Genomic DNA, 26,431 nt, shown 5'->3' on the forward strand with positions numbered 1-26,431 from the left:
TTTATATTAATAACAAATAAGAGGATGATATTGAATTGATAAGATAGTAACGATTTAACTATAATTAATTGAGGGTATAAGAATGAAAAAGTTAGCAATTGCAGCATTTGCAGCCACTTTTGCATTGGCAGGTTGTTCTACGATGGGTTTAGACGACGAGCGTACCATGGTTGTGGAAGGCCAAGCGGTAAATGTCAAAGTAGTTAATATTCCAAGCTTCAAAGTAGAAATCGCACCACGTAAAGCGCTTTGTGAGCGTATGGATACTACTGGTAATACAGTCGAAACTCAGTGCCTACAATATCGTCAGAGCTATCAGAAGAACTACAACACGTTAAACGGTAACATCCAAGGTTTTACGTATGAGCCAAACTATCGTTATATGCTAGACGTACGTCAAGAAGCGCTTGCTGATACCGCGTCTGGTGTGGTTAAGCCTGTTTGGATCTTGAATGAAGTAATTTCAAAAACTGCTGAATAATCATTTCTGATTGCAGTTATTGAATGATTAGTAAGATTTCATAGAAAAAGCCTCTAATTCGTTAGAGGCTTTTTTTGTGGCGTTTATCGAGCTTCGATTATAAGCTTCGATGCTAAAATTTTATTTTAACACTGGCTATAGTTAACACTGACGCCGTGAGTCGCAGTAGGTATACGATTGTCGGCATAAACAGCTAGACCGCCACGCGCTGTTTCTTTGTATTTATCCGACATATCAGCACCAGTTTGTTTCATCGTTTCGATAGCTTTATCTAGTGAGACAAAGTGCTGACCGTTACCACGGCAGGCAAGACGAGCAGCATTAATAGCTTTTACTGCGCCCATCGCATTGCGCTCGATACAAGGTACTTGCACTAGACCGCCGACAGGGTCGCAAGTAAGACCTAAATTATGCTCAATCCCAATCTCAGCGGCATTAAGACATTTGGCAGGGTCACCGCCCATAATCTCTGCCAATGCAGAAGCGGCCATTGCACAAGCAGAGCCAACTTCGCCTTGACAGCCAACTTCAGCACCAGATATTGAAGCGTTTTGTTTGATTAAACTACCAATTGCGGTAGAGTTTAATAGAAATTTGCGAGCACCTTCTTGACTGTAGCTCGCCAAAAAGTCGCGATAATAGCACATGACGGCAGGAATGATGCCAGCAGCGCCGTTGGTTGGAGCCGTTACGACATTACCGCCATTGGCGTTTTCTTCATTAACTGCTAGGGCATATAAATCAACCCAATCCATTGCTGCAAGCTTATCGTTTTTTGTACTCGGCTGATCTTTTTCTGCACACAGCTGTAAGTGCAGCGCTTGAGCACGGCGTTTAACATCTAAGCCGCCTGGTAATATACCGCTGTTTTGACAACCTTGCTTAACGCATTCTTGCATCACTTCCCAGATAGAATCTAGATAGGCAAAAATTTCTTCTTTATCACGATAATGGCATTCGTTTGCTAATACTAGCTCACTAACACTTAAGTCATGTTGACGACATTGCTCAAGAAGCTCTGCTGCCGTATTAAAAGGGTAAGGGACTATATCAATCGTTGGTGTACCATGATCCTCATCTGGATTATGAGCATCATCGTCATTAATAACGAAGCCACCGCCGACTGAGTAATAAGTTTGCTGGTAATGAGTATCGTCTGCCAATATGGCACGAATGGTCAGTGCATTAGGATGATAGGGTAGAACAGTATCATCGTACCAATAGATATCACGTTCTGTATCAAAAGCAATGACATGCGAACCTGAAACATTCAGCTCTTTATCTGAAAAAATCGGCGTAAGATATTGGCTGGTCAATCGCGTATCAATAGTACTTGGCGTATGACCAAGTAAGCCTAAGAGGATGGCTGTATCGGTAGCATGACCTTTACCTGTCGCAGCGAGTGAGCCATATAGTTCAATCTCCAATTTCTTGACATCAGTCAACTCAGATTGCTTACTCAAAGAAGCCAAAAACAAGTTAGCTGCTATCATAGGACCTACGGTATGTGAGCTTGAAGGGCCAATACCAATTTTAAATAAATCAAATACACTAATCATAATAAGTTACCAAAACAGTAAAAGTGAGTGAGCATGGTTTTTCATTTTAAAAACCTAACCTTTTAAAAACATTGCATTCTAAACAGCTTTATAACATAAACGCATTTGCAGCCTAATTCATAGTGCTAGCATAATAGATATGACAGGCAACAATAGATGTAGGGTATTGCTTAATAAGTTTGGAGCATCGTCTATGAAAATTTTTAAACGCAGTAGTACGGATGACGGGAGAATAATAGCTTTTGTTTATTATTAAATTCCGTTATGATGCTCGGCATCGACGCTTATGTAACATCCTGTAAATGGTTGCAGCTATCATAAATATCAAGAGGCGAGCAACCGGTGCGGTAGATTTAGTAGAACATATCTGGACTCAGACATCTAGCAAAATATGACAAATTTGTATAAACAAATTCCCTTTATCAATTATTTTGATGATGAGAGTTGAGCTGAATAATTATCGCTAGATGAATTGGGTAGTATGGTGCGATATACTGGATAGGATGGTGCTTGCGTCATTAATTCTTTATTCATCCTTTTTAGCTATTATTCTCGGCCACATAGGACACGCGCGCATGGCAACCCCCTCAGAAGACCCCTCTAAATCAAAGCACTCCTCTCAATCAAAGCATTCTGAAACAGACCGTAGCTCTCAAGAACAGAATCCTTTAACAGCGCTAGAAGCAGCTGGTATAACTCCCCCTACTATGAAACTAACAGATAATCCAGACTTTGATAATGGGCGTTGGTTCCCTACATGGCAACCTTACCGTGGCGATCTTGACCACAATCCTGTCGGTATTAACGAGTATCTACCACCTTCTAAGAGTATCTTGCTTGGTATTCAACATACCTTTGCTATGTTTGGCGCGACCGTCCTTGCGCCGCTATTAATGGGTTTTGATCCCAACCTAGCTATTTTGATGTCAGGTATCTGTACGGTGATGTTCTTTATGATTACCGGTGGGCGCATGCCTAGTTACCTAGGCTCAAGCTTTGCTTTTATTGGTCCAGTAATTGCTGTCACTGCTTATGCAGGCGTAGGCTTCAATAGCAATTTAGATGTCGCTTTGGGCGGCATTATGGCCTGTGGTATTATCTATGCGCTAATAGGTTTATTGGTGATGAAGACTGGTACGGGCTGGATTGAGCGCCTGATGCCACCTATCGTCACTGGCGCGATTGTAATGATTATCGGTCTTAATCTAGCACCAGTTACTATCCAAGGCGTATCGGCTAATCAGTTCGATGCATGGATGGCGGCACTGACTGTACTACTAATCAGTAGCGTGGCAGTATTCACACGCGGGATGCTGAGACGTTTGTTATTATTGGTTGGTTTGGTATTATCGTATATCGCCTATTTTGTGATGACGAACGTGCTAGGTTTTGGCACGGCGATTGATTTTACTAGTGTGGCTGCTGCTTCATGGTTTGGTTTGCCAAGTATTCATGCACCGCGCTTTGAGATGAGCGCTATTATCTTGATTGCACCTGTAGCATTTATTCTTGTCGCTGAAAACCTTGGACACTTTAAAGCAGTAGAGGGAATGACCAAATCACGCGTTACTCCTTATATGGGTCGCGCGTTTTTTGCTGATGGCGTGGCAACGACATTCTCAGCAGGCTTTGGCGGTACTGGTGTAACGACTTATGCTGAAAACATTGGCGTAATGGCAGTAACCAAGGTTTATAGTACGACTATTTTTGTCATAGCGGGTCTAGTCGCTATTTTACTAGGACTATCACCAAAGTTTGGCGCTATTATTCAGACTATTCCTCCAGCATTATTGGGCGGCGCTTCTATCGTAGTGTTTGGCTTGATTGCTATTGCTGGCGTGAAAATTTGGATAGACAGTCATATTGATTTTAGCAAAAACAGCAATCTAATTATTGCTGCGGTCACTGTGATTATGGGTACAGGTAACTTTAGCCTGCACCTAGGTGGTTTTGATTTGGGTGGTATTGGTACGGCAACTTTGACGGCTATCGTGCTTAATGCATTGTTTAACAGCCAAAAAGATTAAGACGTAGCTCATTATTACTTAGCTATTCTTACACTTAGGTGTCTTTACATTACCTAGCAGCCTTTACTTATATTTACGTTTATAAAATCTTGAGAAAAAACGATAACGACGCAGCGCGCGTGGCTTAGGTTTGACTGAACCTAAGTAAATGGCGAACATAGTCAGTAGCGCGCCGCTCCATTGTAAAGTGTTAATAGGTTTGTCCAGCCAGCTATAATCAATAATCAAAGCGGCAACCGGTTCAGTTAATAGCAGCAACCCGGTCAGTGCTAATGACAGTTTAGGAATAGAGTAGGCAATCAGTCCCCATGCCACGCATTGCATCACCGCGCCGTAGACCAACACCCAACCAAGCTCTGACCACGTGTTAGGCATTATATTTCCCATATCAAAAACAAACATTGGCACTATCATAGCGAACACTCCACCAATGCTAATCAATTGCATTAATACAAATATGGGCGTTGGTTCTGTGTCGTGAGTCTTACGAATAAAGGTCATGGACGCCGCTAGCATGGCACCTGATACAATCCCAGCAATAAAGCCCCAAGTAGCGTCACTATTGTGGGCAAACTCAGGGCTACCAATCATTGCCACTCCCAGCATCGCTAGGCACAGACTCAGCAATTGCAAGATTGACTGGCGCTCGCTAAAGTATAAAAAACCAATTGCAGCTAAAAAGAAAATCTGCAAACTATTAAGTAAGGTTGAAATACCGGGGCCAACAGCATAAATACTCTCATGCCAAAGCGCTAAGTCTAATCCTAAAAATACTCCCGATAATAAGCCGTAAAAGATTGCACGCCTTGAACGTGGCATCCGCTGACCAGTCAATTTAGCCAATACCGCAAATATGACACCTGAAATAGCAAGACGCCAAAACGCCATTGCCCAACCGCCAATATCGACATGGGCTACGATTAGGCTTCCTAAGCCAAAAATAATACAACCAATCGTTAAGCCGATGGATGCAGAACGTGAAGAGGCAACAGCCATAAGTTGTCCTTATACCGCGATTATGGGTTCAGATAGGCAAATAAAAGTAACGCTCAGGCTATCGTGACTGTAGCGAAGAATTCTAAATTTACAGATTAAAAGAACAAGATTAAAACATTGAGCTTATAGTGGTGTTATGAACTAGGTATATATTTAACAGCGGACTAAAAAGCGGTTTTAGGATGTACAATTGTAAACGGTTTAGGCAGTGAGATAAATACCATAAGCACTGATTAAAAATAACGACAATGCTTAGCTGTGAATGTTCAGCACGCCTTAATACATGACAGAATTTTGACAGTGTATCTATATCGCAGTTACATCCTTACAGGACTAGTGTTGGTTAAAACTGTCCCATTTGCTAATGTAATAGCTTGTAATCACAACTATTAATCGCTTATTATCCTATTGTCTTTCGCACTTCTATTTTTTGCACATTTTATTGTCATTACTCGCCTTTGATATTAATTGTCATCGGCATTAATACTTTCAGCTTAGGTTTGAATATGTCTCAAAGATCTATACAGAAATGGCCAATAGCAGGGCAAATATTATCAAAACGCCAGTCTCTGCCGCTATTAGTATCTACTTTATCACTATTACAAGCGCCACGACTATACTTGATGGCTGGTGTATTGTTAAGTACGATATTTGTTATGCCGACAGCCGAAGCAGCCAGTTGTAAAACACCCAAAAGCTACTATAAAAACGTTGCTTGTACAGCTGCTAGTGGTTATTTCTTGGCGGTAACAGATTTTGGAGCACCGGTTGCATTAATCGATAATAAAGGCAAAAGGGTCGTTGATCTATCACGCTATCAAAAGGTCGATGCCGATAAGTTGTCAAGCGGTCTATTGCCTGTACTACGCCACGGCCGTGTCGGTTACATTAATATGCAAGGTCGTGAGGTCATTCCTACTATTTATGATATGTTCAAGGGCAATGGCGGCTGGGCGCGTCCAGTATCTGAAGGACGTATCGTTGTAAAAAGGAATGGCGACTATGGCGTTATCGGTACGGGCAATCAAACGATTGTACCATTTACATCTACGATCACTGACATTGATGATTATCGAGGTGGGGTAGCGCGCATACGTAGAAACCAGTCAATGAGCTGGCTGGACAAAAACGGCAAAACTACTAGTGACCCTAATGCGAAAAATGAAAATAATGAGGCTATGTCTGCTTCAAATAACGCATCACCAAATAATGCAGCGTCGAATAATGATCCAATGTCTGCTGCTCAAATAAAGTCACCAAGATCTACGCCTTTTACAACCTTGCAACCGGATCAGCAAGATGGACGCTGGGGGTTTGTTGATGATAAGAATGTCACTATGATTACTTATTCATTTGACGAAGTACGCCCGTTTTCTGAAGGTTTAGCTGGCGTGCGTGTAAATAATAAATGGGGCTTTGTGAATTTAGGCGGTGAGTTGGTTATCCCATTTAGATTTGATAATGATGGTTTAATTACGGATAGCGTTGATAGTAATAAAAATGAAAGTAGTATTAAGACCGAAACTAATAATGAAAATCTAAATCTTAGTGAAAGCGAAAGTAATGTTAAAGGTGCAAGTAATATTGAAATCGAGTCTGCATTTATATTTGAAGACAATAAAGCTTGGGTAGGTAATCTTAAAGATGGCAGTAAGATTTGTATTGATAAAGAAGGCACTAACGTTAGCTGTGGATAAATCTGTATCAATCAAATATTAGCTGATGTTAGAGAGTATTTAATACTCTCTAATCTTACAAAGCAAGAAAGAGGTTAAGATGCATAATTAGTTTATGCATCTTAACCTCTTTTTTTATTTATCTGTTCTGCTAAAAACAGGCCTATGAAGGCTGTTTATCCTAGTAGATGGTTACGAATCAAATCAACGAGATAGGGTTGATAGTATGCTGGAATATCATGTGCCATGCCTTCGATTAAATGAAACTTAGCATTTGGAATAGTCTTGGCCACTACGCGACCTTGCGAAGCGGGCAGTAAGCCATCGGCGCTACCATGAATAACAATAGTCGGAGCTTTAACTTGCTTACTAAAGCGGCTAATAGAGCCTGATGCCAAGATAGCATTCAGTTGTTGCACAGTGCCCAACGGATGGAAATTACGCTGATAGCGAATCTTGGCAATTTCACGTACCGTGCGCACATTAACATGTCCTGGCGTTCCTACCGTCTTCATAAACCAAACGCTATGACGCACGATATCACGTTCTGAGTGACTCTCAGGACGATTAATCAAGGTATATAACTGCTTAGGCTTAGGAGGTTTTAAGAAGGCGCGGTTGGTTGTCGTAAACATCAGTGCCAAACCCTGCACCAAACTTGGATAACGCGCTGCAACAATCTGTGCAATCATGCCACCCATTGAGGCGCCAAGTAAATGCGTGCTACCGAGATTCAAGGCTTTAATCAGACGTGCGGTATCCTCGGCCATATCGGTCAAATTATAGGCAACCTGTTGGCTCTTATTGGACAGGCCAGTTTGCAGACGCAGCATCATTTTAAGTTGGCTAACACGCGGTAGACCTTCAATCTGAACTTTAGAAGACAGACCAATATCACGATTATCAAAACGAATCACAAAAAACCCAGCATCGATCAGACGTTTAATAAAATCGTCCGGCCAAAACACCATCTGTGAGCCAAGGCCCATAATCATAAGTAGCGGCGGATTCTCAGGATTACCGCCAGCTTCGACGCATAGGTTGATGCCATCACCGATATCTAGCATTGCTTGATAAAGATGATCACTTAGATCTGATACTCGCCAATTATGCTTGCCAAGTTTTTCCCAAACAGGTGTAGGATAGCTAGATGTTGCATTACTAGTTACGTTACTAGATGCTATATCAACAGGTGCTAAAAGGTTGCCAGAAATCTCGGGCAAACCTGTCACCTCAGATTCGCCTATAGCTTGTGTGCCTGTAGGCTCATGCTGGCTGGGATGTTTTGGGTCATTAGAGTAATTTGAATTCGTCATGAGATATCCTAGTTAGAGTTCCGTGAACCTAGACTTCCATCATCTCAAAATCCAACTTACCAACGCCGCATTCAGGGCATGTCCAGTCATCAGGAATATCGTCCCATTTGGTACCAGGCGCAATACCTTCTTCAGGGCAGCCAAGCTCCTCATCATAGATCCAGCCACACACAATACATTCATAACGTTTCATACATAATCCTATCAATTGTTACTAATTTTATAGCTTGTTAGCAGCCCGCAAAAACGCACGTAGTTTATCATATAACGACACTTTACGTAGTTAAGTTTACACTTGTATATTGAGATAAGTAAGCATTTATCAAGTTATAGATTGCTTTTTATTGCATTTAATTGACTGTCCTCTATCGAGTTTAACCGTCAGAATAAGCCTGACTATGCTATGATAGCCGCCGCTAACTGCTGAATTTCACGCATTATTTATTGCCGTTATATCATTTTAAATGAAGGGTTATTATGAGCGCTATCGCCGCCACTACACCAGCTAACATCCAATCTGAGCAGTTTAATGTGCTTAATACTGACCATCCATTTTGGCAAATTATACGTACTGTACCTGACTTCCCAAAAGTTGGCATTGATTTTTATGATATTACACCGTTACTGCGCAGTCATATCAATGAGGTCATTGATGCGTTGCTAGCAGCGTTGCCTGAAGGACTGATGGACGAGGTGGATTGTTTAGGTGCTGTCGAGGCACGCGGTTTTGTATTTGCAAGCTTGCTTGCTGGTCGCTTGGGTAAAGGCATGATATTGCTACGCAAGCCAGGTAAACTACCACCACCAGTTGCAAATAAAGCATATGCGCTAGAGTATGGTAAAGATACCCTAGAGATGCAAAATAACTTGCCACCTGAGCGCGTACTATTAGTTGATGATATCTTGGCAACTGGTGGTACGTTAACGACCGCTTATGAATTGTGTAAGTCAGCTGAGCATACGGTAGTAGGGGCTTTAGTATTACTCGATTTAGTTGATTTGCATGGCGAGTTTCCAGTGCCTGTTTATACAGTTTTAAGGGCTTAAATATAGCTCTTAAAATACGCAAAAAGCGCTCCAACTTAATTGTCAGGGCGCTTTTTTTAAATGATACAACAAGCTAGATTTTTAATTCAAACAGTATTAAATTATGGTGCTATTTTTTACTTAATAACTAACTTTAGCGCATTGCCGTTAGGGTTTGAGCTAACTCATCACGTGCACCGATAAAACCATCAATGCCTTTTGGCAGTAAGTTCTGTGTGACTTTATCTTGTTGATAAGCATTACTAAACTCTTCATGGGTTAGGCTTACCTTTTTCATCGCATCCAAATCCATTGACATGCTAGGCGATAGCTGGCGAGTAACAGTGACGTCCATTGCGGCGAGCTCATCAATAAGGTTTGGTGCAATAGTTAATAAATCACAACCTGCTAGCGCGATTATCTGCTCAACCGAGCGAAAGCTTGCACCCATAACTTGAGTATCATAGCCGTGCTGTTTAAAATATTGATAAATGAGCTTCACTGACTGTACGCCCATATCATCAGAGACAGGTACATTTTGGCGACTTTGCTGGCGTTTTTGCCAATCTAAAATGCGCCCAACAAACGGTGAAATTAGCGTCACGCCTGCATCAGCACAAGCGACGGCTTGGTGTTGCCCAAATAACAAAGTCAAGTTGCAATGAATACCTTGTGTTTCAAGATAACGCGCCGCCTCAATCCCTTGCCATGTGGCAGCCATTTTAATCAATACACGCTCAGAATCGACGCCTGCTTTTTGGTAAGCTTCTATAAACTCTAACGCTTTATCAATGGTCGCTTGCGTGTCATAAGATAAACGCGCATCGACTTCTGTAGATACGCGACCTTCAATCAATTCTAAAATATCACAACCAATTTTAATGGTAAGTGCGTCAATGACTGCATCTACGTTATCATTATGCCGACTCATTGTCTCTGAGAGCATCGCTTGGTTGTCAGGATTAATAAGTGCTTTAGTTATGAGGCTTGGATTGGTGGTCGCATCAATCGGTTTTAGTCGCGCAATGGCGGTAAGGTCGCCTGTATCTGCGACAATAGTGGTCATGGTACTAAGTTGTTTTAATGCGCTCATCATACATCCTTATGGAAACGGTTAACGGTGGCTATTCTCATAATAGCGATACGGCCAATATCTAGTATGAAACTGTAGCATAGTTTGCTGCGTAATTTCGCCTGTTAGTAAGTTTTAGACTATTGTATTGAACAGATGTGCTCGAAAACTACAGACGGGGTTGCTCATTATAAGAATTTTGCGCCATTTAGCTCATTTACGCATGGGCACTTTGCATGGTTTTTGCTATAGTAGAGGCGGTCGTCTGATTACCTATCAAATTTACCCATAGTTAACTTGTAAAAGGTAAGCTATAAAAGCTAAATTATACAAACCGAATTATAAAAACTGAGCTGTAAATAAATTATCGTTAATCATATATAGCGACAAGGTTAGATAAAAGGTAGAGAAAAAGATAGGGAAGAGATACCTCAAATATATTAGTGAAATGCTAAATTCGTTAGCATTTAAGATCTTAGTGATACATAACAGTTATAAAAAGGATGGGCGGTAATGAGTGAGCAGTCATCAGATCAAAATATGGACAATCTAAACCCAACTGCCGCAGGCGTCAGCGATACCTCGACCGACCAAGAGTTTTTAAACCATCTGCGCCAAAGTATCGACGCAGTAGACTCTGAAATTCATACACTGATTAACGATCGTGCCAAGCTAGCTCAGCAAGTGGCAACCGTTAAAAAGGAGCATGTGGCAAAGAGTGGTGTTGCCGCTGATCGCAACCCTATCTTTTATCGTCCTGAACGTGAAGCACAAGTATTAAAAGCCGTCATGGAGCGTAATACTGGTCCAATCGCTGACGAAAAGATGGCGCGTTTGTTCCGTGAAATTATGTCAGTTTGCTTAGATTTAGAAGCGCCGCAGCGCATTGCTTTCTTAGGTCCAGTTGGTACTTTTACTCATGCTGCTGCTCTAAAGCACTTTGGTAAAGCTGCTGATACGGTACCAATGACGACTATTACTGATGTGTTCCGTGAAGTTGAAGCAGGTACCGCTATGTATGGCGTGGTACCCGTTGAAAACTCCTCAGAAGGTGTGGTCAACCATACCTTAGATGGTTTTTTGTCTTCAACGTTAAAGATAATTGGTGAAGTTGAGCTGCCCATTCATCAAAACTTCTTAGTCGCTGAACACACCAAAGTTGAGAGCCTAAGTCGTATTTACTCGCATCAGCAGTCGCTAGCGCAATGCCGACATTGGCTCGATGTAAATTTCCCTAATGTTGAACGCGTTGCAGTATCGAGCAATGGCGAAGCTGCTCGTCGTCTCAAAAACGAATGGCATTCAGCTGCCATCGCGGGTGATGTAGCCGCTGCCGAGTATGATTTACATAAGCTTTACTCAAATATTGAAGACAACCCTAGCAATACCACACGCTTCTTAATTATTGGTCATGAGGCAATTGCCCCATCAGGACAAGATAAAACCTCTATTGTGGTCTCAGCTTATGATAAAGCTGGTGCATTGATCGAAATACTTAAGCCGTTGTCTTATCATGGTGTATCAATGACCAGTATCGAGACCCGACCTGAACGTCCTAACAAATGGGCCTATGTCTTCTTTATTGATATGGATGGTCATATCCAAGATCCAAATGTTAGCGCTGCTATTGCTGATATCCGTCCGTTGGTGAAGGATGTGCGTGTACTAGGCTCATATCCGAAAGCAGTGCTATAGTTTATCCACTATAAAAGAGTTACAGCGTTAAACTCGCTTGAAATGTTACATGTACATTTGCAATTGGTCGCCTTGTAACTCTTTTAAATTGAAGAAACTATATAAGCTAGGTTAGGTAAACCACTCTTTGTTATTAGTTCATCATTGGTATTAATACGTAATAGATGAGTCACAACATCTAAGGATAGATCATGCAGTCTACTAAATCGACAGTGTTAGAATTATCACCCTTGACTCCGGCTTATGACAGTATCTTAGAACTGGCACCGTATCAAACTGGTAAGCCAGTTGAAGAGTTGACTCGCGAATATGGCGTTTCTGATGTGGTAAAGCTGGCGAGCAATGAAAACCCAATAGGATGCTCGCCACAAGTTACGCTAGCTATTACCGAACAGCTAGGAAAGCTGGCACGTTACCCAGACGGAAATGGTCATTATTTAAAGCAAGCGCTTTCTGACTTCACTGATGTAAATATAGAGTGTATTACTTTAGGCAACGGCTCTAATGACTTGCTTGATATTTTGGCACGCAGCTTTGTCAGTGCTGATGATGCGGTAGTGTATAGTCAGTATGGATTTATCATCTATCCGATGGTGACAAAAATGCAAGGGGCGACAGGTATAGAAGTACCTGCGCATCGCTTTGGCCATGATTTGGATGCCATGCGTCAAGCAGTAGAAGATAATCCTAATACCAAGATGGTTTTTATCGCCAATCCCAATAACCCAACAGGCACTCTGCTTCAGCATAGAGAACTGCATAAGTTTGTTGCAAGCGTCCCAAGTTCGGTGTTGGTAGTATTGGATGAGGCCTATATTGAGTATAGCCCTGAAAGTAATAATCGTGCGCTGTTAGATGAGTTTGACAATGTGGTTATTGTGCGCACTTTTTCTAAAGCTTATGGGCTAGCAGGTCTGCGCGTTGGTTATGCACTCAGCTCAGCCGCCGTGGCTAATTTGCTCAATCGTATCCGTCAACCGTTTAATGTCAGCCGCGTTGGCTTAGCGGCTGCTGTAACGGCTCTTTGCGATCAAGGTTTTATTGAAGAGACGATTAAAACCAATCAAGAGCAAATGCTTTGGTTAGAAAAGCAATTTGACGCGTTGGGACTGGCATTTATTAAATCGCATGCCAACTTTATTATGATTGAGATTGAGGATGCCGCTGATATCTATCAAGCATTACTTGAGCAAGGTGTCATCGTACGCCCACTTGCTGGTTATGGTCTCAATGACTGGTTACGTATTACTGTAGGCATCGCAGAAGACAATCTACGCCTCATTGATACTTTACGCTCCATCTTAACCAATGACTAGGTAAATACAGTTTACGTAGTGCGTTTTGAAATTTAATAAATAGTCTTTATAGCTTCATGATTAAATGTTCAATTCACTCTAATTATTAATTAAAAATATTATTTCTGTCATTCAATTTTTATAACGCTAATCTAAGCCTATGATTAAACTTGCGTAGGTGCATGGATTGGTTTGTTCAACGAGAAAAGCCGTGAATAGCCAGCAAAAAAATCAGAATAATAACAAACAACAGCATTTAAATGCTCAGTCGCCCTTATTTAAGCAAGTTTGTGTGATTGGTCTAGGGCTAATCGGTGCCAGCCTTGCTCAAGCAATCAAAGATAATGGTCTCAGTGAGCGTTTGGTGGCAGTAGATAGGCATGCGCCAAGTTTAGAGGAAGCCATTCAACATGGATTACTCGATGCTGGTAGCTCTATACTTGGTGACGTGGTTAATGGTAGTGATTTGATAGTCATTGCCGTACCGGTACAGGCGGTACAAGCGGTATTTGTTGATATTAAAAACGCAATGGATAGGGGTCAGCTCGCCACAGATTGCATCATCACCGATGTTTGCAGTACCAAAGTCAATATCATTGAGGCGGCTAAAACTGTATTTACAATACTGCCTACAGGTCTTGTGCCTGCGCATCCGATTGCTGGTGCCGAAAATTCAGGGTATCATGCTCGCCGCGCCACACTATTCATTAACCATAGCGTCATTATTTGCGAGCTACCAACGACGAGTCCTGTCGCAGTTATTAAACTACGTCAGTTATGGGAAGCAGTAGGCGCCACGGTCATGGCAATGGCAGCTGACCATCATGATGCGATATTGGCTCATACCAGTCATTTGCCGCATTTGCTAGCGTTTAACCTTGTTGAGCAGTTGGCAAGTCATGATGATAATTTAGATATGTTTCGCTATGCAGCAGGTGGCTTTCGCGACTTTACCCGTATTGCCGCCAGCGATCCTAAAATGTGGCATGATATATTTTTTGCCAATCAAAGCGCGATTGTTAGCGCCCTTGATGAGTACAGCGTCTATTTACAGGACATACGCCAACTTATCATTGATAAAGATTCAACCGCCCTGATGGGACTTTTGGGCCGCGCGCAAGCCGCACGGCGACATTTTGGCCATATGTTAGCCAGCACCCCTTATACGGATACCTCTGCTATGTCAGCTTCTTACCTTATTTCTCCCAACAACAATAACAGCAACACCGTCACAGGCACTATTGCTATTCCTGGTGACAAGTCTATCTCCCATCGCAGTATTATGCTTGGTAGCCTTGCAACAGGGGTGACCAACGTTACTGGGTTCTTGGAAGGGGAAGATGCGCTCGCGACCTTACAGGCATTCCGTGATATGGGCGTAAGCATTGAAGGACCTGATAAAGGTAAATTGACTATTCATGGCGTTGGTATGAATGGCTTGAAACCAAGCAAGACCCCACTCTATATGGGCAACTCAGGCACCAGTATGCGCCTGTTGTCTGGTATTTTAGCCGCGCAAGCGTTTGATAGTGTGTTAATCGGCGATACTAGTTTAAATAAGCGCCCAATGGAGCGTGTCGCAGCACCACTTAGAGAGATGGGTGCAGTTATTCAAAGTACCGGCCATAGTGGCACAGCGCCGTTAAGTATCACTGGGCGTGATAATGTCGGTAAGCCGCTTCAAGGTATTGAATATGATATGCCAGTCGCGTCTGCACAGGTAAAGTCTTGCTTATTATTAGCAGGATTGTGGAGCGAGGGTACAACGACCGTCACTCAACCTGAAGTTAGCCGCGACCATACCGAGCGTATGCTGTCAGCCTTTGGTTATCCAGTAAACGTAGACGGTAACCGTATTAGCGTCGAAGGCGGTGGTACGCTCACAGGCGGTGATATTGCTGTCCCTGCTGATATCTCATCTGCGGCCTTTTTTATGGTAGCTGCTGCTATCAGTCAAGATAGCGAATTGACCTTAACGCAAGTTGGTATTAATCCTACGCGTACGGGTATTATCGATATCTTAAAGCTTATGCAAGCTGATATTAGCTTGAGTAATGAAACTCACGTTGGTGGCGAACCGGTGGCCGATATCACTATTCGTAGTTCAAACCTAGTGGGTATTGAAATTCCAGAGTATCTCGTGCCACTAGCGATTGACGAATTCCCAGTATTGTTTATTGCTGCCAGCTGTGCGCAAGGTCGTACGGTGTTAACTGGTGCGAAAGAATTACGCGTTAAAGAGTCTGATCGTATTGCAGTAATGGCAGAAGGGCTACAAACCCTTGGTGTTGATTGTACTGTCACTGAGGATGGGCTAATCATCGAAGGGCAAGGTATTCAAAGTCAAAATGGTGAAGTGAATAACAACCAACCTGTATTTGGTGGCGGGCATATCACCTCGCATCATGATCATCGTATTGCGATGAGCTTTGCCGTTGCTAGTCTACGTGCATCTCAGCAAATTACCATCGAAGGGGTCGAGACGGTCAATACCAGTTTCCCAGGATTTGCTGAGCTTGCCAATCAAATCGGTATGTCTATTCAAGTCGATCATGGCGATGCGTAACCATATCCAAAGTTAAGGTTTTATTTTGCTATTATCAAAAGTACTTAGACATTAATTAGATGTAGCAAAATATTAAACCTACTAAGAACAAACCTAAATGAGGGTTAATTTAAGATATTTTTAACCCTTGTAAGTTATTTTAATAATGCGGTTGTCGTTAGCAATGTGTTGATACCTAGATGGGTATTAACGCATTGCTTTTTACTTTCTATCCTATATGTAGTAACCCTGCGTTCTTACCAATAAGTTTTTATTGTCTATAAAAGCTAGGTGAGGTCGCGCTTTGCTCTAATAAGTTGTCTTACCTTATGACTACCCAAAATGAAGTCAAAAAACCAGTAGTCCCTATTAAAACTACGAGAAGTGGTATCGTTACTGCGCTGATCGCTTTTTGTATATGGGGTGCATTTCCTTTATATTTCAAACAATTAGTGGCTTATGATGCGACAGAAATTATCGGTCACCGCATTGTTTGGACGTTTGCTTGTTTGTTAATCGTAGTGGTCGTGACCAAGCGCTGGCAGTGGATAGGTATCTTAAAGCAAAACCCAAAGTGGATAGCATTAACCTTTTTGTCAGGTATTATTATTGCGACCAACTGGCTCACTTACGTATGGGCGGTCAATCATGACCAGATACTTGAGGCAAGTTTAGGGTATTTTATTGGCCCGCTAGTTGGCGTTGCGTTGTCGATGATTCTGTTCAAAGAGCGCCTGCGTACTTTACAATGGATAGCAATTGGTTTTGCTCTGTTGTCTGTGGTTATTCAAGTGGTCATGCTCGGTAACTTGCCATGGCTATCACTCATTCTTGCATTTAGTTTCAGTACTTATGGCACTATTCAGCGCCAAACACCGCTAACTCCTGTTGATGCAATGTTCGTTGAGACCACGATGCTCGTACCCATCTTTGTTTGGTGGTTTTGGCAATCTGATGTGGTCAGTAGCCAGCTGAGTTTTTGGTTTACCCCAAGTATTTGGTTGCTCATGATCGCAGGTCCAATTACTTTGATACCGCTATTGCTATTTAATAGATCAACTAAGCTAGTTGCTTATAGTATTTTAAGTTTTATGACTTATTTAACGCCAACTTTTATTTTCCTCCTAGCTGTGTTCTATTATAAAGAGCCCTTTGATTTACAGCGTTTAGCAGTATTTGGCTTGATTTGGCTGGGTCTGTTATTATTCAGCATTGACTTATGGCGTCATCGCCCTAGTAAAGCGCTAAAAGCAGCACGTTTGCGTGAAGAGGCTTTGCAGCAAGTTAAATAAAAACTTGAGTGCAAAATTAGAATTAGAAACCTGAACTAAAAAACTAGCAAGCAAGGATGAGAGCATGTTTCATACCGAATCTGATGTGGTATTCGTAAAGGGTTTAAAAGTAGAAGCAGTAATCGGTGTCTACGCGTGGGAGCGCGCTATTACGCAACCGCTACTAATTGATATAGCGCTTGAGACCGATATCAGTCGTGCTGCTGCTTCAGACGATGTCAATGATGCGCTGAATTACAAAGCGGTCTGCGATGACGTTAGCGAATGGTGTCAAGCTATTAAGGCGCAGTTGCTTGAGCATCTTGCTGGGCAAATTGCTGATAAGCTACTGGCAAAATACAACTGTCATAAAATAACGTTAAGTATTGCTAAGCCAACTGCTATTAAGCAGGCTGATGCGGTTGGGGTGCAAATTACTCGTTATGCAAAAACCATTGAAGACCAGCCGATTAAAGAAAAGGCTAATGATGCATAAAGCACTCACTGGTTTGAATCTTGAAACACTAAAAAAGCGCCCGCCTGAACAGTTGCAAGCACAGTCTGTGACGGCGGTGCTATTAGCTTTGGGTAGTAATTATCAAGCTGAGTACTATCTACCGCATGTACGGCAAAGTCTAGCGGTGCTAGGCGACATACAGTTGTCTACTGCGTTTCAAAACCCTGACTTTACATCGACCAAAGAGCAACCCAAACCCGACTATACCAATCAATGTGTTTATCTTGCGCTCAAATCTGAAATGACTTTACAACAGCTGCAGCAGGTTTTTAAGCAGTTTGAATGTGACTGTAATAGACAGCGTTTGACTGAGCCAACAGCACCCAATCAGATAAAACAAGTCAGCATGGATATCGATATTCTGTTGATAAAAACGGTTCTTAATGAAAATAGCCTAAGCAATAAAATAACATCTGAATGGCCAGAGCAATGGATAGTAATGGCAGATCGATATCCATTTAAGGCACATGAAAGAGCAGGGGTTGAAGAGTTGATTTTGAATGGATTTTTAAAAGGTTGAAAGCTGCTGAGATGCTGTTTAAAGCAAGGAAGGATTTATCGAAGGATGACGTTTTTCTTAAAACATCTCAAAATAAAAGCTGGGCAAAATGCCCAGCCTACAAAATTAAAGTGGTTTAGCTCTCAAAACCTACTGCGCCGTCAAACCACCATCAACGATAAATTCTGAGCCGGTTGAATAACTAGAGTCGTCAGACGCTAAGAACAGTACCATGCCGCTGACTTCTTCTGGCTGAGCAACACGTCTCATCGGAATGGTTTTGGCAAAAGCGTCTACGGCGTCTTTGGTATCGCCTTGCATAATCATCGGTGTGGCAATAACGCCTGGGTGAATGGAGTTAACGCGAATGCCGTGAGGTGCGCACTCTAATGCTGCCGCTTTGGTCATACCACGTACCGCAAATTTAGAATCAGTATAACCAATAGCGCCACCAACCAAACCGTTAATCGATGAGATATTAATAATAGAGCCTTGCTTGGCATCTTTCATCGTTGGAATGACTGCTTTCATGCCTAAAAAGACCGATACTTGGTTGATTTCTAGAATCTTACGATAGTCGTCTAAAGAAGTATCCAAGATAGATTTGTGAGTGGTGATACCCGCATTATTTACTAAGACATCAATCTTGCCGAACTTATCTTGAGTCGCATTAACGACCTGTGCCCAATCCTCTTCATTAGTGACATCATGTTTGATGAATAGCGCATTATCCCCAAGCTCTTTTTCCAATGCTTCACCTTTTTCGACATTAATGTCCGTTAATACAACCTTAGCACCTTCTTCCATACACAAACGCGCATGAGTCTCGCCCATACCTTGAGCAGCACCAGTGATGATGATAACTTTATCTTGTAAACGAGCCATTATGTCTCCTAATTGGTTAAATAAAAGTCAGTGAAGTAGTCAGCAAGTATAAAACATAGTGATTTAATCTTCGTTAGTAAACCTTAAAGAGTTGTCTCAAATAAGTAAAATTATTAAATTTTTTTGAAAGGTTTGAAATTGAGGGTTGGCAGTAACAGTATAAATAATAGATGTAAAGATCGTTAGCACTACATCTGCGTTAAGCGGATTTTTCTGCAGCTATAGCTTGATAGGGAAGCGTGAATACCTTGTCAAAAAGTAAAGTGAAAACAAAAGTATATACTAAGAAAGACATAGTAAGAGAGATTTCCATGGTAAGAGCGGTCCATATGCCAACACCATACCAAAACATATAAAGCGGTAAACAGACTAAAGTAAGCCCTCCTTCAAAGAATATTGCATGGACACTGCGTATCTTAAAAGTACGAGCTTTGATTTGATTGCGTCGTTCCCAATATTCAAATAGAGTGTTGTAAATGAAATTCCAAACAACAGCGGTAATGGCTATGATAACAGCGAGTATCAATGACTGCTTTGTATCACTACCGCTTAATACGACTAAGATAAATGTTGTCAACATGACAGCAAATATCTCAAAAAGTGTGACATACAGCACACGGCGTTTGATAGGACCTAATGTAATCAATTCAAACTCCAGTGTGCTTTTTTAAGCTTTGAGGTTTGATAGAAGGCTATCAACTACTGCTGCTTATCTCCTGCCTCATCCACGTCTTCTCTATCAATGACATCTAGATCTTCTAGACATAGTTTGTCATATTCTTTTTGACAGAAATCAGGATCAATTTTGCACATCGCTTCTTGCAGCTGATCTAAACGTCTTTCCGACTGCTGGATATGATCGAGCATTTTAGCGAAAGCTTCAGCGACTGGATCTTGTGAGGAAGGGTCGATACCATAAGCTTGGAAGGCAGTTGCGCGCGCTGTACTTTGCGTAGTGGTTTTAGGTTGAGCTGCTTGTGCCGCTTTTTCCTGCTGTTTTGCATCGTCTACTTTGGTGGTGATTGGATTGCCTTTTTCATCATGATGTTCTGAAATCATGCGAGCTGCGCTACCAACCATTGTTGCGCCTGCTGGAACTGCCTTGACTACCACTGCATTAGAGCCAATTTTGGCATTCTTGCCAACCGTGAATGGCCCCAAAACTTTTGCTCCAGCACCAACAATGACACCATCTTCTAAAGTTGGATGGCGCTTACCATTATTCCATGATACGCCGCCAAGGGTGACGCCATGATATAAAGTGACATCATTGCCAATCTCAGCAGTCTCACCGATGACAACACCAACACCATGATCAATAAAGAAGCGCTTACCAATTTTGGCGGCAGGATGAATCTCAATACCAGTGATAATACGAGAGCCATAAGATATCACGCGTGCAGCCAGTTTCTGCTCGTTTTGCCATAGACAATGCGCACCGCGATGCAAAATAAGCGCATGAATGCCAGGGTAGGTTAAGATAACTTCCAGACTGTTGCGAGCAGCAGGGTCACGATTGAACACCGCATCAATATCTTCTTTTAGGTCTTGTTTGATGCTGGTGAGCGATTTGAATAAGGCGGTTGGCAATGACATAAATCATCCTATCGTATTTTTTGATTACAATCTCTTTAGTTATAGCATTTTCGCAGCACAAAACATAGCGATGAGTCGTAAGTAAAAACAGATTGTCCGTAAACAAAATATAAACCAGTGGGACTTTGTTTACAGGCAATCTTTTATCATTTAGCTGCCACTGATGACGTATTTTAACAGCTCGACAACTTGCTCAGGCGTTTGCGCCCATGCCATGGCCGCTGCATCAACCTCTTTTAATGGATGAATAATATCCTCAGCGTGTAATGTAATATAAGGCTTACCCAGTGCGGCACAGTAGCCAGCATCGAATGCTGCGTTCCACTGCTTATATTTATCGCCAAAGCGAATGATAGCAATGTCGCATTTTTGGATCATGTTTTTGGTGCGAATCGCATTAACCTTTGATGACTTATGATCGCGCCAGAATCCATTTTCCTCTTTACCAAGCACATCACCGGCTGCGTCGCTGGCTTCATGCTCAGTCACTGCTGATGTAAAGGTAATAGCAAGACCGTGGTCTTTCACGCCTTGCATGATTTTCTGTCGCCAGTCGGTGTGTATTTCTCCGGACAAATAAACATTCCAATTCATTATTAATTCCTCTTTATTATTAATCCATATGACTTGCAAAAAAGTACTACTGCTGCTAATTCCGAAAAACTTAATGCCCCAAACTTTGCGCCTTAGAAGATTTAGTCTTTTGCAAGTTTGGCAATTAACGCGCTTAGTAGTTGATATTCTTTTTGATCGAGCTGGATACGTGAGCCAAGTCGAGACAAGCGCGAGGGTAATGATTTTAAGTTTTCACTGTCAGCCAATTTGCGTTGAACCATTAGTGCGGTGGTACGCTCAGTAAGCTGCTGCAATTGCTGCTGGGTAATCGCTGGCTCATCCCATTGCTGGCGCGTATAAGTATTGAGCATAGGTTGTCCTATCGTCTCTAGACTATCAGTCACATCTAATTTATCATAATCGGCTTCGCTATCAGTTTTAATATGTGTTTGTGCATAAGCAAAGATAAAGCTGGCAATCACTTGGACAGCTGATGCCACATTAAGCACTGGATAAGCAGGATTGGCGTCAATCTGAACATGGTAATCTGCATAAGCCAATTCTTCGTTGGTTAGACCGCGATCTTCACGACCAAACAAAACGGCGATATTAGGTTTATCAGTAGAAAAAGTGGACTGCTTATCGATAAAATCGAACATAATTTTGGCGGCTTGCGTGGGCGTTACTACAGGGCGCGGCAAATGACGACTGCGACTACTGGCGGCAAAGACCAGCTGACAATCTGCTATCGCAGACTCTAGCGTTGGCGCTATCAAAGCTGATGATAGCAGCTCACTACCGCCTGCTGCATGAGAGACGCTGGTTTCATCAATCGGTAGCTTAGGATCAACGACTGTCAAACGAGATAATCCCATGGTATGCATCGCGCGTGCGGCTGAACCAATATTAGCAGGTAAGGTGGTATTGACCATAACAACTTGCAAGCAAGACAGGTAATCGGCAACAGTAGATATTGATGGGGTAGGCGATGCTGGTAAGGAAGAAGTGCTCATTAGTAACTCATTCTTTTATTAATCTCTTGTTCAGCGTGCTGCAATGCCAATGATATATTTTCTATAAGAGCTGCTTGCTGGTTAATCTTTCGCTCGCGGCAGTATTCTTGCAACTGATCACTGAGCGCTACCAATTGAGTCGCACCTATATTCGCACTAGCACCTTTAAGAGCATGAGCGGCTTCAAAACCGTTAGCATTATCATCGGCTGCTTGTGTCGCACGTAGGGTTACAATACGCTGCTGACTGTCAGTAATATAAGTCTGTATCAACTCTGCAAAATCTTCTTCAAACAGATCACGCATATCTTCAAATTGCTCATGATTAATAATGTCATTGTCTAAACTATTATCTAAGTCATTGTTCATAATATTGTTTTTAACATCAGCTCCGGTCATAATTCCATATCCAGTAAGGTCAGAGTGGGGGTTTTAATTTGTTATATTTATAGTACTAACTATAATGAAAATATATATTTTCTTCGTTAATCATGCTTTTTAGCTGCTGTAAATTATCATCGTTAGGATAGACACGCCAATGCTCCGATAGCCCCACATTAGCAATGCCATACTCTTCGTAAATACTCAGACCAAGCGGTAGACAGTTATCATTGATTGAGGCATCAGTATTACTCAGAGCGTTATTGACATAGCTGCTGCCATTATTAAGCACATCCTGATTCATATCATTCTCTAGCACCAATAAGTCATTGCCGTCTTCATCGTACAAACTGCCACCCATTGCAGGGTCGTAAACGGCACTGTTACTATTGCCGTCTTGTTCGTCCTGATCATTGTTATAAGCTAAGCGTGGCGCAGGTATGATACCCGCTTGCGCCGATTTAAGAAGTGGTTGCAAGCGTGTCAGCAGATTAATATCACTGCCGTGGACTTTGATACTGATTTTTTTCAGCCAACGCAAGCGCGCATCAACCATACTCATTGCATTATCAAGGCGGGCAAATAGACGACCATCGCGCTCACGAATGCTGCCTTTGATGATGACCACTTCATCCACCTTTAACTGTTCTTTAACGCGGTTAAAACGTTCAGCATAGCAGCTAACTTCCAGTCTTGAGGTTCCGTCATCTAAGATAATCACATTACGATTACCAAAATTGGCGATATCAATAATTAATCCGGCAAAATAGCAACTGCCGTTATAGCCAGTGTCCGTTAGCTTATCGAGACGTGCGCCTGAGGTATAGCGTTTGATCTCATCTAAGTATTCATTGATTGGATGGCCAGTTAAATACAGTCCTAAGGTGTTTTTCTCCGCTTTTAAACGGTGCTTATCACCCCAAATTAATTCTGGGGTCATGACCAATGGCGGTGCAGCAACCACACCATCCATTTCACCAAATAAGTCCATCATACCAATCTCGCGGTTTTGACGGTCTTGTTCAGCGGCTTGTACTGCGCTTGGTAATTGACTCATTAACGCACCGCGAATCTCGTAAGCTTCATCGGCTGGCAAGTCAGGACGTAGGGTAGCCGCAAAGTCATCAAAACAGCCGGCACTGACTAATGCTTCAAGGGTACGTTTATTAACTTTTTTGATATCGACGCGGCGGCAGAAGTCATATAAATCTTTAAACGGACCTTCACGGCGACGCGCATCAACGATAGACTCAACTGCACCTTCACCAACGCCTTTAATCGCACCCAAGCCATAAATAATATTGGTCGGGGTATCGGCGACGAAATGCCATTCACTACGGTTAACTGATGGATTGACCACGGTTAACTCAAAGTTTTCACGGCAATCATTAATAAAGAACACGACGTTGTCGGTGTTGTTCATATCGGAAGTTAGTACTGCTGCCATAAACTCAGCAGGGTAGTACTGTTTTAGATAAGCCGTCTGATAAGCTAATACCCCATATGCGGCAGAATGCGAGCGGTTAAAACCGTAACCAGCGAATTTCTCCATCAGATCAAAGACGCCACCCGAGGTGACTTCATCGATACCTTGCGCCGTGGCGCCAGTGACAAAAATATCGCGCTGTTTAGCCATCTCTTCAGGTTTCTTTTTACCCATCGCACGGCGTAACATATCCGCACCGCCCAAGCTATAGCCTGCCATCACCTGCGAGATTTGCATCACCTGTTCTTGATAGACAATAACGCCGTTGGTGTTTTCTAAAATCGGCTCAAGATTAGGATGGTCATAAATGACTTCCTCACGACCATGCTTACGGTCGATATACATCTCTACCATGCCAGCATCGAGCGGACCCGGACGATACAGCGCACACATGGCGATGACGTCTTCAATGTTGGTCGGTTGTAATTTCGCCAAATACTTTTTCATACCCATACTTTCAAGCTGAAAGACGGCAGTGGTCTTGGCATCTTGCAAGAGCTTGTAGGCTTTTTTGTCATCTAATGGCAAGTCTTCTAACACCAACGCTTCTTTGCCTTCTTTAGCACGGCGCAAGTTGATGTTTTCTACCGCAGCATTAATGACGGTTAAGTTACGTAGACCCAAAAAGTCAAACTTCACCAGACCAACCGCTTCGACATCATCTTTATCAAACTGACTGACACGGTGACCATCGTCATCACAATAAATGGCGCTAAAATCGGTAATTTTATGCGGGGCAATTAGGACGCCACCGGCATGTTTACCGACGTTTCGGCAGACGCCTTCAAGCTTAATTGCCATCTCCCAAATCTCAATGGCATCTTCATAATCCATATTGTCAGGGTTGGAGATTAAGTCTTTAAGCTGCGGCTCTTGCTCGAGCGCTTGACTGAGCGTGATACCCGGAGTTTTCGGGATAAGTTTGGATAGTTTGCTGGCAAGAAAGTAAGACTTACTTTGTACCCGCGCCACATCTCGTACCACCGCTTTTGCCGCCATGGTACCAAAGGTGATAATCTGCGAGACCGCTTCACGACCATAAGTTTGCGCAACATAATCAATAACGCGGTCACGACCTTCAATACAAAAGTCAATATCGAAATCGGGCATTGAGACACGTTCAGGGTTCAAGAAGCGCTCGAATAATAGATCGTAATGGATAGGGTCGAGGTCGGTAATGTTTAACGCATAGGCGACTAACGAGCCAGCACCAGAACCACGACCCGGTCCTACCGGTACGCCATTGGCTTTTGCCCAGCGGATAAAGTCCATAACGATTAAAAAGTAACCGGGAAAGCCCATTGATAAGATAACTTCGAGCTCATACTCTAAGCGTTCATCATATTTTTGGCGAATATCCTGCCAATTGTCACCGCGTTCCTCAATCGGAAATAGTTTATCCAATCGATTATTAAGACCCCGTATTGACTCCGCGCGGAAAAACGATTCAATCGTCTCGCCTTCAGGCACAGGAAAATCGGGCAGGACGTTAATACCAAGGGTCAAGGTCACATTACAGCGAGTTGCCAAACGCAAAGTATTGTCAATCACCTGCGGAAGATCAGCAAATAAATGCTCCATCTGCGCTTGGGTCTTAAGATATTGCTCATCTGAATAAGTTTGCGGACGATTGAGGTCAGCGAGCACGTAGGAGCCTGCGATACAAACGCGCGCTTCATGAGCATCAAAATCGTCTTGCTCTAAGAAGCGCACATCGTTATGAGCAATAATAGGAATATTGTGTTTGGCACCTGAGTGGATAGCAGCCTGAATGAAGGCATCTTCCCCTGAGCGATTGGTACGCTTGATGGCAAAGTATAAACGATCATCAAACTGTGCTTGCCATTCTGTCAGCAGCTCATCAGCTTTTTCTGGCATAGAGCCGACTAGCGCTTGACCGACATCTGACTTTTCGGTGAAGAGAACGATAACACCTGCTGCGTGCTCTAAAATATGGCTGCGTTTAATGACAGGCACACCATGATTTGCAGCGTCAGCGCGCCCTTCAGTGAACCCAAGCGATACGATACGGGTAATGTTTTGATAACCCTCGTTATTCATCGCTAGCAGGGTTAGCCGCGTGTCTTCATTCTCCATGATGACTTCGCTACCGATAATCGGCTTAATGCCAGCGCCAAGGCAGGCACGATAGAACTTCACCGTGGCATAAAGGTTGGATAGATCAGTTAACGCCAGCGCGCGTTGATTATCCGCCGCCGCCGCTTTGATAAGCGGCTTGATGCGCACGATAGAATCGGTGATCGAATATTCGCTGTGAATACCAAGGTGTACAAATGCCATAGAGGACTCTTACTGATACGATCAAAAGGAAATAGATTATTAAGAAGATAAATTTATTATTATCAATGCTTTAAATGAATTTTTAAAATTAATCAGAAGTGAATAAGACGTCGATAGCCATATTTATTCCTTTTAAATTTAGCTGCTAATAATAGCATTATTTGGTACGTACAGCCACCGATTCAGGGGTATGAAATTGAATGGATGATTTTTGGTAATGGGTTTGATTATAGAAAAAAG

General features: G+C 42.5%; 22 protein-coding genes. 10 read left to right on the forward strand and 12 right to left on the reverse strand.

What is annotated here, in order from left to right; translation table 11 throughout:
• The first annotated feature begins 82 nt into the window (after positions 1-82).
• Positions 83-481, forward strand: coding sequence for a DUF4377 domain-containing protein (locus tag AAEY87_RS05625; protein WP_068035642.1), 399 nt, complete (start codon positions 83-85; stop codon positions 479-481).
• A gap of 125 nt (positions 482-606) precedes the next feature.
• On the opposite strand, the gene AAEY87_RS05630 is transcribed toward AAEY87_RS05625, so the two are convergent.
• The gene (locus AAEY87_RS05630) at positions 607-2,040 is read right to left on the reverse strand and encodes an L-serine ammonia-lyase (protein WP_350656293.1); all 1,434 of its coding nucleotides are present in this window, start codon (positions 2,038-2,040) and stop codon (positions 607-609) included.
• 707 nt (positions 2,041-2,747) lie between these two features.
• Here AAEY87_RS05630 and AAEY87_RS05635 point away from each other — a divergent pair.
• Positions 2,748-4,067: a solute carrier family 23 protein gene (locus AAEY87_RS05635; protein WP_203226530.1), complete on the forward strand. Its 1,320-nt coding sequence runs from the start codon at positions 2,748-2,750 to the stop codon at positions 4,065-4,067.
• A gap of 63 nt (positions 4,068-4,130) precedes the next feature.
• On the opposite strand, the gene AAEY87_RS05640 is transcribed toward AAEY87_RS05635, so the two are convergent.
• On the reverse strand, positions 4,131-5,063 hold the full coding sequence (locus tag AAEY87_RS05640; RefSeq protein WP_068035649.1) for a DMT family transporter: 933 nt from the start codon (positions 5,061-5,063) through the stop codon (positions 4,131-4,133).
• Positions 5,064-5,569: 506 nt separating this feature from the next.
• Between AAEY87_RS05640 and AAEY87_RS05645 the strand changes: the two genes are divergently transcribed.
• Positions 5,570-6,760, forward strand: coding sequence for a WG repeat-containing protein (locus AAEY87_RS05645; protein ID WP_350656295.1), 1,191 nt, complete (start codon positions 5,570-5,572; stop codon positions 6,758-6,760).
• Between the two features lie 155 nt (positions 6,761-6,915).
• Here the strand turns inward: AAEY87_RS05645 and AAEY87_RS05650 are convergent, their stop codons facing one another.
• Together AAEY87_RS05650 and AAEY87_RS05655 are read right to left on the reverse strand one after the other, a co-directional pair.
• Positions 6,916-8,055: an alpha/beta fold hydrolase gene (locus tag AAEY87_RS05650; RefSeq protein ID WP_440453164.1), complete on the reverse strand. Its 1,140-nt coding sequence runs from the start codon at positions 8,053-8,055 to the stop codon at positions 6,916-6,918.
• Between the two features lie 28 nt (positions 8,056-8,083).
• Positions 8,084-8,248 carry a rubredoxin gene (locus tag AAEY87_RS05655; protein WP_058368698.1) on the reverse strand — a complete coding sequence of 55 codons (165 nt, stop codon included), beginning with the start codon at positions 8,246-8,248 and terminating at the stop codon, positions 8,084-8,086.
• Between the two features lie 284 nt (positions 8,249-8,532).
• Here AAEY87_RS05655 and AAEY87_RS05660 point away from each other — a divergent pair, with 284 nt between their 5' ends.
• On the forward strand, positions 8,533-9,102 hold the full coding sequence (locus AAEY87_RS05660; RefSeq protein WP_068327510.1) for an adenine phosphoribosyltransferase: 570 nt from the start codon (positions 8,533-8,535) through the stop codon (positions 9,100-9,102).
• Positions 9,103-9,235: 133 nt separating this feature from the next.
• On the opposite strand, the gene AAEY87_RS05665 is transcribed toward AAEY87_RS05660, so the two are convergent.
• Complete coding sequence (locus AAEY87_RS05665) at positions 9,236-10,174, reverse strand: transaldolase (RefSeq protein ID WP_350656297.1); 939 nt, start codon at positions 10,172-10,174, stop codon at positions 9,236-9,238.
• Positions 10,175-10,666: 492 nt separating this feature from the next.
• Here AAEY87_RS05665 and pheA point away from each other — a divergent pair, with 492 nt between their 5' ends.
• The 6 genes from pheA (at position 10,667) to AAEY87_RS05695 (ending at position 17,996) form a co-directional block, all read left to right on the forward strand.
• A complete protein-coding gene (gene pheA / locus AAEY87_RS05670) occupies positions 10,667-11,848 on the forward strand; it encodes a prephenate dehydratase (protein ID WP_350656298.1) in 1,182 nt (393 codons plus the stop codon).
• Positions 11,849-12,039: 191 nt separating this feature from the next.
• Positions 12,040-13,164: a histidinol-phosphate transaminase gene (hisC, locus tag AAEY87_RS05675; protein WP_068035659.1), complete on the forward strand. Its 1,125-nt coding sequence runs from the start codon at positions 12,040-12,042 to the stop codon at positions 13,162-13,164.
• Positions 13,165-13,354: 190 nt separating this feature from the next.
• Positions 13,355-15,709 carry a bifunctional prephenate dehydrogenase/3-phosphoshikimate 1-carboxyvinyltransferase gene (locus tag AAEY87_RS05680; RefSeq protein WP_350656299.1) on the forward strand — a complete coding sequence of 785 codons (2,355 nt, stop codon included), beginning with the start codon at positions 13,355-13,357 and terminating at the stop codon, positions 15,707-15,709.
• Positions 15,710-16,017: 308 nt separating this feature from the next.
• Positions 16,018-16,980: an EamA family transporter RarD gene (gene rarD, locus AAEY87_RS05685; RefSeq protein ID WP_350656300.1), complete on the forward strand. Its 963-nt coding sequence runs from the start codon at positions 16,018-16,020 to the stop codon at positions 16,978-16,980.
• 64 nt (positions 16,981-17,044) lie between these two features.
• The gene (folB, locus tag AAEY87_RS05690) at positions 17,045-17,455 is read left to right on the forward strand and encodes a dihydroneopterin aldolase (protein ID WP_350656301.1); all 411 of its coding nucleotides are present in this window, start codon (positions 17,045-17,047) and stop codon (positions 17,453-17,455) included.
• The gene (locus tag AAEY87_RS05695) at positions 17,445-17,996 is read left to right on the forward strand and encodes a 2-amino-4-hydroxy-6-hydroxymethyldihydropteridine diphosphokinase (RefSeq protein ID WP_350656302.1); all 552 of its coding nucleotides are present in this window, start codon (positions 17,445-17,447) and stop codon (positions 17,994-17,996) included. Before folB ends, AAEY87_RS05695 begins: the two co-directional genes overlap by 11 nt.
• A 129-nt stretch (positions 17,997-18,125) precedes the next feature.
• On the opposite strand, the gene AAEY87_RS05700 is transcribed toward AAEY87_RS05695, so the two are convergent.
• The 7 genes from AAEY87_RS05700 to dnaE form a co-directional block, all read right to left on the reverse strand.
• On the reverse strand, positions 18,126-18,860 hold the full coding sequence (locus AAEY87_RS05700; RefSeq protein WP_350656303.1) for a glucose 1-dehydrogenase: 735 nt from the start codon (positions 18,858-18,860) through the stop codon (positions 18,126-18,128).
• Positions 18,861-19,059: 199 nt separating this feature from the next.
• Complete coding sequence (locus tag AAEY87_RS05705) at positions 19,060-19,506, reverse strand: PACE efflux transporter (RefSeq protein WP_068035672.1); 447 nt, start codon at positions 19,504-19,506, stop codon at positions 19,060-19,062.
• A 53-nt stretch (positions 19,507-19,559) separates the two neighbouring features.
• Positions 19,560-20,456, reverse strand: coding sequence for a serine O-acetyltransferase (cysE, locus tag AAEY87_RS05710; RefSeq protein ID WP_350656305.1), 897 nt, complete (start codon positions 20,454-20,456; stop codon positions 19,560-19,562).
• Positions 20,457-20,606: 150 nt separating this feature from the next.
• The gene (locus AAEY87_RS05715; RefSeq protein WP_350656306.1) at positions 20,607-21,050 is read right to left on the reverse strand and encodes a YtoQ family protein; all 444 of its coding nucleotides are present in this window, start codon (positions 21,048-21,050) and stop codon (positions 20,607-20,609) included.
• A 101-nt stretch (positions 21,051-21,151) separates the two neighbouring features.
• Positions 21,152-22,024, reverse strand: a complete 873-nt coding sequence (locus AAEY87_RS05720; RefSeq protein WP_350656307.1) for an RNA methyltransferase — start codon at positions 22,022-22,024, stop codon at positions 21,152-21,154.
• Positions 22,024-22,422 (reverse strand): Hpt domain-containing protein, encoded by a 399-nt coding sequence (locus tag AAEY87_RS05725; protein WP_082787190.1) that lies wholly within the window; start codon positions 22,420-22,422, stop codon positions 22,024-22,026. The genes AAEY87_RS05720 and AAEY87_RS05725 overlap by 1 nt, the downstream gene beginning before the upstream one ends.
• A 55-nt stretch (positions 22,423-22,477) precedes the next feature.
• The gene (dnaE, locus tag AAEY87_RS05730; protein WP_350656308.1) at positions 22,478-26,191 is read right to left on the reverse strand and encodes a DNA polymerase III subunit alpha; all 3,714 of its coding nucleotides are present in this window, start codon (positions 26,189-26,191) and stop codon (positions 22,478-22,480) included.
• Between the last annotated feature and the right edge of the window lie 240 nt (positions 26,192-26,431).

Origin of the sequence: Psychrobacter sp. S1-30-MNA-CIBAN-0213, from assembly GCF_040309845.1 — a bacterium.
GTDB lineage: Bacteria > Pseudomonadota > Gammaproteobacteria > Pseudomonadales > Moraxellaceae > Psychrobacter.

Excerpts from the sequence above, each read along its gene's own strand:
- AAEY87_RS05665 (WP_350656297.1), bottom strand. The coding sequence starts at position 10,174 with ATGAGCGCATTAAAACAACTTAGTACCATGACCACTATTGTCGCAGAT.
- AAEY87_RS05630 (WP_350656293.1), bottom strand. The coding sequence starts at position 2,040 with ATGATTAGTGTATTTGATTTATTTAAAATTGGTATTGGCCCTTCAAGC.
- cysE (WP_350656305.1), bottom strand. The coding sequence starts at position 20,456 with ATGTCATTGCCAACCGCCTTATTCAAATCGCTCACCAGCATCAAACAA.
- rarD (WP_350656300.1), top strand. The coding sequence starts at position 16,018 with ATGACTACCCAAAATGAAGTCAAAAAACCAGTAGTCCCTATTAAAACT.
- AAEY87_RS05650 (WP_440453164.1), bottom strand. The coding sequence starts at position 8,055 with ATGACGAATTCAAATTACTCTAATGACCCAAAACATCCCAGCCAGCAT.
- AAEY87_RS05655 (WP_058368698.1), bottom strand. The coding sequence starts at position 8,248 with ATGAAACGTTATGAATGTATTGTGTGTGGCTGGATCTATGATGAGGAG.
- folB (WP_350656301.1), top strand. The coding sequence starts at position 17,045 with ATGTTTCATACCGAATCTGATGTGGTATTCGTAAAGGGTTTAAAAGTA.
- AAEY87_RS05695 (WP_350656302.1), top strand. The coding sequence starts at position 17,445 with ATGATGCATAAAGCACTCACTGGTTTGAATCTTGAAACACTAAAAAAG.
- pheA (WP_350656298.1), top strand. The coding sequence starts at position 10,667 with ATGAGTGAGCAGTCATCAGATCAAAATATGGACAATCTAAACCCAACT.
- AAEY87_RS05715 (WP_350656306.1), bottom strand. The coding sequence starts at position 21,050 with ATGAATTGGAATGTTTATTTGTCCGGAGAAATACACACCGACTGGCGA.
- AAEY87_RS05635 (WP_203226530.1), top strand. The coding sequence starts at position 2,748 with ATGAAACTAACAGATAATCCAGACTTTGATAATGGGCGTTGGTTCCCT.
- AAEY87_RS05645 (WP_350656295.1), top strand. The coding sequence starts at position 5,570 with ATGTCTCAAAGATCTATACAGAAATGGCCAATAGCAGGGCAAATATTA.
- AAEY87_RS05700 (WP_350656303.1), bottom strand. The coding sequence starts at position 18,860 with ATGGCTCGTTTACAAGATAAAGTTATCATCATCACTGGTGCTGCTCAA.
- AAEY87_RS05725 (WP_082787190.1), bottom strand. The coding sequence starts at position 22,422 with ATGACCGGAGCTGATGTTAAAAACAATATTATGAACAATGACTTAGAT.
- AAEY87_RS05640 (WP_068035649.1), bottom strand. The coding sequence starts at position 5,063 with ATGGCTGTTGCCTCTTCACGTTCTGCATCCATCGGCTTAACGATTGGT.
- AAEY87_RS05625 (WP_068035642.1), top strand. The coding sequence starts at position 83 with ATGAAAAAGTTAGCAATTGCAGCATTTGCAGCCACTTTTGCATTGGCA.
- dnaE (WP_350656308.1), bottom strand. The coding sequence starts at position 26,191 with ATGGCATTTGTACACCTTGGTATTCACAGCGAATATTCGATCACCGAT.
- AAEY87_RS05660 (WP_068327510.1), top strand. The coding sequence starts at position 8,533 with ATGAGCGCTATCGCCGCCACTACACCAGCTAACATCCAATCTGAGCAG.
- hisC (WP_068035659.1), top strand. The coding sequence starts at position 12,040 with ATGCAGTCTACTAAATCGACAGTGTTAGAATTATCACCCTTGACTCCG.
- AAEY87_RS05720 (WP_350656307.1), bottom strand. The coding sequence starts at position 22,024 with ATGAGCACTTCTTCCTTACCAGCATCGCCTACCCCATCAATATCTACT.